3 protein-coding genes are annotated in these 7701 nt (G+C 73.4%); 2 read left to right on the forward strand and 1 reads right to left on the reverse strand.

The window, feature by feature from the left end; all coding sequences use genetic code 11:
* The coding region (locus ACR807_RS40210; RefSeq protein ID WP_438926793.1) for a non-ribosomal peptide synthetase at positions 1 to 5054 on the reverse strand (5054 nt) is incomplete at its 3' end.
* 263 nt (positions 5055 to 5317) lie between these two features.
* Here ACR807_RS40210 and ACR807_RS40215 point away from each other — a divergent pair.
* Both ACR807_RS40215 and ACR807_RS40220 read left to right on the forward strand, forming a co-directional pair.
* Positions 5318 to 5533 carry an MbtH family protein gene (locus ACR807_RS40215; RefSeq protein WP_438926794.1) on the forward strand — a complete coding sequence of 72 codons (216 nt, stop codon included), beginning with the start codon at positions 5318 to 5320 and terminating at the stop codon, positions 5531 to 5533.
* Positions 5534 to 5639: 106 nt separating this feature from the next.
* Positions 5640 to 7646 carry a carbamoyltransferase C-terminal domain-containing protein gene (locus ACR807_RS40220; protein WP_438926795.1) on the forward strand — a complete coding sequence of 669 codons (2007 nt, stop codon included), beginning with the start codon at positions 5640 to 5642 and terminating at the stop codon, positions 7644 to 7646.
* Positions 7647 to 7701: the final 55 nt, after the last annotated feature.

Here is a 7701-nt window from a genome sequence, read left to right on the forward strand (position 1 = left end):
CGGTCGTCGACCTGGGCGGCGTCGACCGCGCCGTCCACCACGATCGCCTCGCCCGGGAAGAACGACTCGGCCACCTTCTCCGTGTCGGCCTGCCCGGTGAGGACCCAGCCCGCGCCGCTGTCCTCCAGCACGAGCGCCCACCGCCGGGCGGGCTGCTCGGTGCCCAGCGGCACGTAGGCCGCGCCCGCCTTCCAGGTGGCCAGCAGCGACACGAGCAGCCACTCGTCCCGCCGCGCCACGACGCCGACCACGCGCCCCGGGCCGACCCCGGCCGACCGCAGCCGACCGGCGAGCCGTTCGGCGCGGGCGTCCAGCTCGGCGTAGTCCAGCCGCACGTCGGCGCACTCGACGGCCAGGGCGCCCGGGGTGAGCCGCGCCTGCCGCTCGAACGCCTCGATCGCGCTGGTCATCGGCTCGCCGGGCACCGGGCGCACCGGCGTGCGGGCCCAGTCGAGCAGCTGCTCGCGCTCGCCCGGCGGCAGGTAGGTGGCGGACGCGTCGCCGTCGAGGCCGGCGGCGATCGACTCCAGCACCGCGCGGAACATCAGCGCGACGGCCATCGCCCGCTCCTCGCCGACCACCCGCGGGTCGACCGTGACGAACACGTGCCCGGCGCGCGAGGAGATGCTGAGCGGGAACTCGGTCGGGCTGTCGTCCTCGCCCGCCAGGTCGCCGACGAGCCGGGACTCGACCTGGTTGAAGTCCTGGTAGTTGAACAGCACGGTGATCAGCCGGCCGGCGGTCCGGGTGAGCCGGGTGATCTCGGGCAGCGGGAAGCCCCGGTAGGGCCAGAACCCCACCTCGCGCTCGAACACCTGCGTCAGCAGGTCCCGCCACGTCCGCGCGCCGCGGTCGACCGCGAACGGCACCGTGTTGAGGTACATGCCGTAGACGCGGTCCGCACCGGTGCGCTCGGGGCGCGCGTCGCACACGAGCCCGGCGTGGAACGCCGGTTCGTCGGTCAGCTGCGACAGCACCTTGGCGTAGGCGGCCAGCATGACGCTCTTCATGGACACCCCGGCCTCGCTGGCCCGTGCCCGCAGCGCGGTGTCGAGGTCGCGCCACGAGACGTACGCCTGCCGCGTCTGCCCGGCCGGCGCGTCCGGGTCGCCCCACTCCTGCGGCGGGGTCACCGGCACGTAGTCCTCGACGACGCCGCGCCAGTGGTCGGCGTGCTCGCGCGAGGCGATCGCGGCGACCTCCTCCGCGACGAAGTCGGCGAACCGGACGGCCGGCGGGTCGTACGGCGGCGGCTCCTCACCGTCGCGCAGGGCCTCGTAGCACTTGAGCAGCTCCATGATGAGCGTGTGGTGCCCCCAGCCCTCCAGGATGGGGTGGCACTCGGTGCACGACAGCCAGTAGACGCCGTCGTCGGTCAGGTGGATGAAGAACCGCAGCAGGCCGGGCGTCTCCAGGTCGAACAGCTCGCGGCGCTCGCGGTCGGAGTGCTCGCGCAGCAGCGCCCGCACCTCCTCCGGGGACGAGCCGGAGGCGTCGCTGACGGCCAGCGGGATCTTGGCGGTGGCGTGCACGAGCTGCATCGGCGCGGAGTAGCCGGTGAGGTGCAGCGAGGTGCGCAGCGCCTCGTGCCGCTCGGTGACCAGCGCGGTGGCGCGGGTCATCGCGGTGAGCGAGAACGGCTTGTCGTCGAACACCCGGAACGAGGTGACGTTGTGGTAGCGGTTCTGGTCGTCCGCCATCATCTCGAACAGCATGCCGATCTGGTTGCGCGACAACGGGTACGCGTCGACGACGCCCTCCGGCAGCCGGTTGCGGTCCTCCAGCCCGATCAGGGCGAACGGCCGCACGGTGCTGCCGACGTCGGCCAGCTGGGGCTTCTCGGCGACCAGCGCGCACAGCGCGGCCACCGTGCGCTCGGCGAAGATGTCGCGCACCGACACGTCGAACCCGGCCTCGCGCAGCGCGCCGACGAGGGCGACCGCGCGGATCGAGTCGCCGCCGAGGTCGAAGAAGCCGTCCCGCACGCCGACCCGCTCCGCGCCGAGGACGTCGGCCCACACCGCGGCCATCCGCTCCTCGTCGGGCGTGCGCGGGCGCTCGTAGTCGACGTCCGCGCCGGCGTCCGGCACGGGCAGCGCGGCCACGTCGAGCTTGCCGTTGGAGGTCAGCGGCATCCGGTCCAGGTAGACCAGGTCGGCCGGGACCATGTACTCGGGCAGGGTCTGCCCGAGCCAGTCGCGCAGCTCCTGCGCGTCGACCTCGGGCGCGCCGTCGACGGCCACCAGGTAGGCGGCCAGCCGGGGGTCGCGGTCGCCGTCGCGGCGCAGCAGCACGCGCGCCTGGCCGATGTGCTCGTGGGTGCCGAGCACGCCCTCGACCTCGCCCAGCTCGACCCGGTAGCCGCGGATCTTGACCTGGTCGTCGCGGCGGCCGACGAAGTCCACCGTCCCGTCGGGCAGGACCTTGCCCAGGTCGCCGGTGCGGTACAGGCGCGACCCGGGCGGGCCGAACGGGTCGGGCACGAACCGGTCCGCGGTCATGGCGGGCATCCCGGTGTAGCCGCGGGCCACGCCGTCGCCGCCGACGCACACCTCGCCGACGACGCCGACCGGCACCGGCTCCAGCCGCTCGTCCAGGACGTACATGCTGGTGCCGGGCATGGGGCGGCCGAGCGGGATGACCTCGCGGTCGAGCGCGTCGGCGACCGGGCACGTCGAGTTGCCGACGGTGATCTCGGTGGGGCCGTACTCGTTGACCACGCGCCCGTCGCCGAGCATCTCCTCCCACCGGCGCGCCACGTGCCCGGTGAGCACGTCGCCGCCGGGCACGACGGTCGCCGCCAGCCCGTCGATGTCGGCGTCGGAGAGCTGGTGGGCCAGCACGTCGAGGTGGCCCGGGGTGAGCTTGACGAAGCTGAACGGGGCGGCGGCGCGCAGGGCCGGCCCCAGCTCGGACAGGTCCAGGTCCTGCGGGAGGACGTGCACGGGCAGGCCGGCCAGCAGCGGCCCGTACAGCACGGGGACGACCACGTCGGAGGCGACGGTCGAGAACAGCGGCGCGCCGCCGGTCGAGTCCCCCACGTACTCGGCGAGCACGTGGTCGAGGTGGTTGGCCAGGCCCCGGTGGGTGACCTGCACGCCCTTGGGGCGGCCGGTCGAGCCGGAGGTGTAGATGACGTAGGCCAGCGCGTCGGGGTCGAGGTCGGGCGCGGTGACCGGCGGGAGGTCGGCGGGCAGCGGCTCGTCGACGACGACCACCTCCCCGTCGAACGCCACGCGCACCTGGTCGGCGTACGCGCGCTCGGTGAGCACCCAGCGCGCGCCGGCGTCGGCCAGCAGGTGCGCCCACCGCTCCGGGGGCAGCTCGGGCCCGATCGGCAGGTAGGCGCCGCCCGTCTTCCAGGTGGCCAGGAAGGAGGCGATGAGGTCGGGGCCGCGGTCCAGCAGCACGCCCGCGACCCGCTCGGGGCCGTGCCCGTGCGACCGCAGGACGCGGGCCAGGTGGTCGGCCCGCGCGTCCAGCTCGGCGAAGGTGGTGACGCCGGTCGCGGTGCGGACCGCCTCGGCGTCGGGGACCTCGGCCACCCGGTCGTGGAAGCGCTCCAGCGCCGGCGCGCCGCCCAGGCCGGGGAGCGGCGGGAGCGTCAGCACGGCCCGTTCGACGCCGTCCAGCACGTCCACCCGGGAGAGCGGGGCGTCGGGCTCCTCGACGACCCGTTCGAGGAGGGTGGTGAAGTGGCGGGCCATGCGCTCGACGGTGGCGCGGTCGAACAGCTCGGTCGCGTAGAGCAGCCGGGCGGTGATCGAGCCGTCGGGCAGCAGCGCGGCCTGGAGTTCGAGGTCGCAGCGGGCGACCTGGCCGTCGCCGGCGTACGGCTCGGCGGTCACGCCGGGCAGCTCGACGGCCGCGCCGTCGGTCTCGTGCATGGTGAGCACGACCTGGAACAGCGGCGTCCGCGACAGGTCCCGCTCGGGTTCCACCGCGTCCACCACCTGCGCGAACGGCACGGCGTCGTGGTCGAAGGCGTCCAGCACGATCTCCCGGACGTGGTTGAGCAGCGCGCGGAACGACACGTCGCCGGACCAGCGGGTGCGGATCACCAGCGTGTTCACCGCGTAGCCGACGAGGTGCTGGAGCTCGGGCTGCGTGCGGGAGGAGGCGATCGTGCCGACCGGCACGTCCGCCCGGCCGGCGTAGCGGCTCAGCACCGCCTGGAACGCGGTGAGGATCGCCACGAACGGCGTCGCGCCCTCGCCGCGGGCGAGCTTGACGACCCGGTCCGCCAGCTCGGGCTCGACGCGCAGGTCGAACTGGGCGCCCGCGTAGCCGCGCACCGACGGCCGCGGCCGGTCGGTGGGCAGCTCGACGGGGGTGATGCCCGCGAGCACGTCGGTCCAGTAGCCGAGCTGGCGCTTGCGGTCCGCCTCGGACATCCGGGCGCGCTGCCAGGCGGCGAAGTCCGCGTACTGCACGGGCAGCGCGGGCAGCGCGGGCGGTTCGCCCGCCAGGATCGCGCGGTAGCCCTCGGCCAGCTCGGTGAGCAGCGCCCGGGTGGACCACGCGTCGCACGCGATGTGGTGCAGCGTGAGGAGCAGCAGGTGCTCGTCGGGCGAGCGCTCGACCAGCACCGCGCGGCAGGGCCACTCGGTCGCCAGGTCGAGGGGCGTGCTCGCCTCGCGCCGGACGACCTCGTCGGTGAGCCGGTCCAGCTCGGCGACCGACCGCCCGGAGAGCCGCTCCGGGCGGAGCAGGCCCGGCACGGCGTCGTCGACGACCTGGACCGGCGCGCCGCCGCGCATCTCGTAGCGGGTGCGCAGGATCTCGTGCCGCGCCACCACCTGGTCCCACGCCCGGCCGAGCGCGTCGGCGTCGAGGGCGCCGGACAGCCGCAGCGCCACCGGGACGAGGTACTCGGAGCTGCCCGGCCGCAACTGCTGGAGGAACCACATCTGCTCCTGCCCGTGGGACAGCGGCAGCGGTCGGGAGCGGTCCGCTCGTCCGATGCGCGCGGACGCGCCATCGCTGCCGTGCAGGCGCCGCCACAGCAGCTGCGCGCGGCGGGCATCCACGGACACGTCCGGCTTGCTGGCCATCGGGGCTCCTGTCTGCGACCTGATCCGGTGGCGTGCTCCCCTCCGGGGTCCGTGCACGCCTGACCGGCAACCCTCGTGGGCGCGGCAATACGGCCGCTATATGGCCAGCCCGTGCCGCCCCGCGGACGTCACCCGGGCTCGGGGCGCGCCGGCTCCCCGGCTCCGGGCGGTCCGGCGGCCGTTTCGCCGCGTATAGCCGGGATATTGCCGGGGCGAGCACTCTTCCGTCCGGCCGCTGCAAACGTGGAGAGCAGGAGGATTCGGTGACGGAGAACCTCGCCGACGACCGCCGCTGGCGGGTCGTGCTCAACGAGGAGGAGCAGTACTCGGTGTGGTGGGCCGACCGCGAACCGCCTGCGGGATGGCTCGCGGAGGGCACCGAGGGCACCAAGGACGAATGCCTGGCGCGCATCGAGGAAGTGTGGACGGACATGCGCCCGCTGAGCCTGCGACGGCGGATGCAGGCCCAGGGCATCTGAACCCGAGCGCGTTCACCGGTCGGGCCGCGCCGTTGTCCACCGCACGACCGGAATCCGGTACTCACGTGTCAGGCAGACGCCTGCCAACTGTCGGAAGAAGTCATATATGCGGATCGTAGGTGTCAATCTCAGCCACGACAGCAGCATGAGCCTGGTCGAGGACGGGCGCGTCGTGGCGGCTCTCGCGCTGGAGCGCATCACGCAGCAGAAGCGTGGCACCGTGCCGTGGCACGAGTACACGCTCGCGATGACGAGGCTGGCGATCGAGGTGCTGGGCGGCCAGGGCCTCACGATCGACGACGTCGACTACTGGATCGGGACCTCGACCGAGTCCGGCGACCAGAACGAGGAGGAGCGGCTGCTCGACATCCTCGGCGTGCTCGCCCCGACGGGCAAGCGGCTCGCGCTCCCCCACCCCGCGCACCACCTGGCGCACGCGAGCGCGGCGTTCTACACCTCCGGCCTCCCCGACGCGGCGGCGGTGGTGGTGGACACCTACGGGTCGATCTTCCGCGGCCACCGCGAGCGGGAGACCGCGTTCGAGTTCTCGCTGGGCGCGCGCCCCAAGGAGCTGTTCCGCATGACGCGGTCCAGCACGCGGATCGCGGGCACCGTCCACAACGGCGGCGTCTACCTGCCGGAGAACATCGGCGGGCTGGGCGAGCTGTACCGGGTCGTCACGCTGGCCCTCGGGTTCCGCGAGTCCGGCACCGCGTACGACGACGCGGGCAAGACCATGGGCCTCGCGCCCTACGGCAAGCGCCTGTCGGCCGACTCGCTGTTCATCGACGTGAGCAGCGGCGAGATGCGGTTCGACAACGCCACGCGGTCGCTGGTGGACCTGGGCTTCGCGAAGCACGCGGGGACGGGCGCGCAGCTGCTGCCGAGGCAGCGCGGCGAGGCCATGACGCAGCTCCACAAGGACCTGGCCTACCAGATCCAGGTGGAGTTCGAGGAGGCCATGCTCTTCCTCACCAACAAGAGCCTGGAGATCTCCGGCAGCCGCAACGTCGTGCTGTCCGGCGGCTGCTTCCTCAACTCCACCACCAACGCGCGCCTGGCGCGCGAGCTGGACATCGACGCCATCTCCGTCTTCCCGGCGGCGACGGACGACGGCAACGCCGCGGGCGCGGCGCTCTACGCCCACTACAACATCGTCAACGAGCCGGGGTCCGCCGCGCCGGCGGACCCGAAGTCGCTGCGGATGATGGACGTCTACCTCGGCCCGCCGCGGGTGGCCAAGGAGCAGATCGAGCAGGCGGCCAAGACCTGGTCGTGCGACCCGGTCCACCACGCGGACGAGAACGAGATGGTGCGCGCGGCGGCCGAGGCGATCGAGCGCGGCGAGATCATCGGCTGGTTCCAGGACCGCGCCGAGTACGGGCCGCGGGCGCTGGGGTCGCGGTCGATCCTGTGCCACCCGGGCCTGCCGGGCATGAAGGACCGGCTCAACGCGCGGGTGAAGTTCCGCGAGGCGTTCCGGCCGTTCGCCGCCTCGGTGCTGGCCGAGCGGGCGGTGGACTACTTCGAGATCCCCGTGCCGGACAGCCCCTTCATGCTGTTCGTGTGCCCGGTGCTGCCGGAGAAGCGCGAGGCGATCGAGGAGATCACCCACGTCGACGGGACGTGCCGCATCCAGACCGTCGCCGCCGAGCAGGGGGGCAAGTTCCGCAAGCTCATCGAGCGGTTCGACGAGCTGACCGGGGTGCCGATGATCCTCAACACCTCGTTCAACCTGCGCACGAAGCCGATCGTCGAGACCGCGGGCGACGCGCTGAACTGCCTGTTCGGCTCCCGGCTCGACCGGCTGTTCATCGGCCAGTACGAGTTCACCGCGCCGAACTTCGCCGACATGGTCCCGACGAGCCTCACGGCCGACGGCGAGAAGGGCCCGAGCGACCCGCGCGAGGCGACGATCCTGGGCCTCGTCGACGGCTCGCGCTCGGTGCGGCGCATCGCCGAGGAGGCCGGGCTGGACGTCGAGGTGACGATCAACCTGATCCTCGACATGCGGCGCCGGGAGTTCCTCGACTGGGCGAACCTGCCCAACCGCTACCGGGAGCTGACCATCCCGACCCCGCAGTACCAGCAGAACTTCAGCGAGAGCCGCTGACCGTCCCGGCACCGGCGACCCCGGTGCCGTCCGGACGTGCCCCCTCCCCCCGGCC

The organism is Saccharothrix sabaoui (genome assembly GCF_051756985.1).
GTDB lineage: Bacteria > Actinomycetota > Actinomycetes > Mycobacteriales > Pseudonocardiaceae > Actinosynnema.

Bases quoted from the DNA above. Each gene is read 5' to 3' on its own strand.
- ACR807_RS40220 (WP_438926795.1), top strand. From the start codon at position 5,640: ATGCGGATCGTAGGTGTCAATCTCAGCCACGACAGCAGCATGAGCCTG.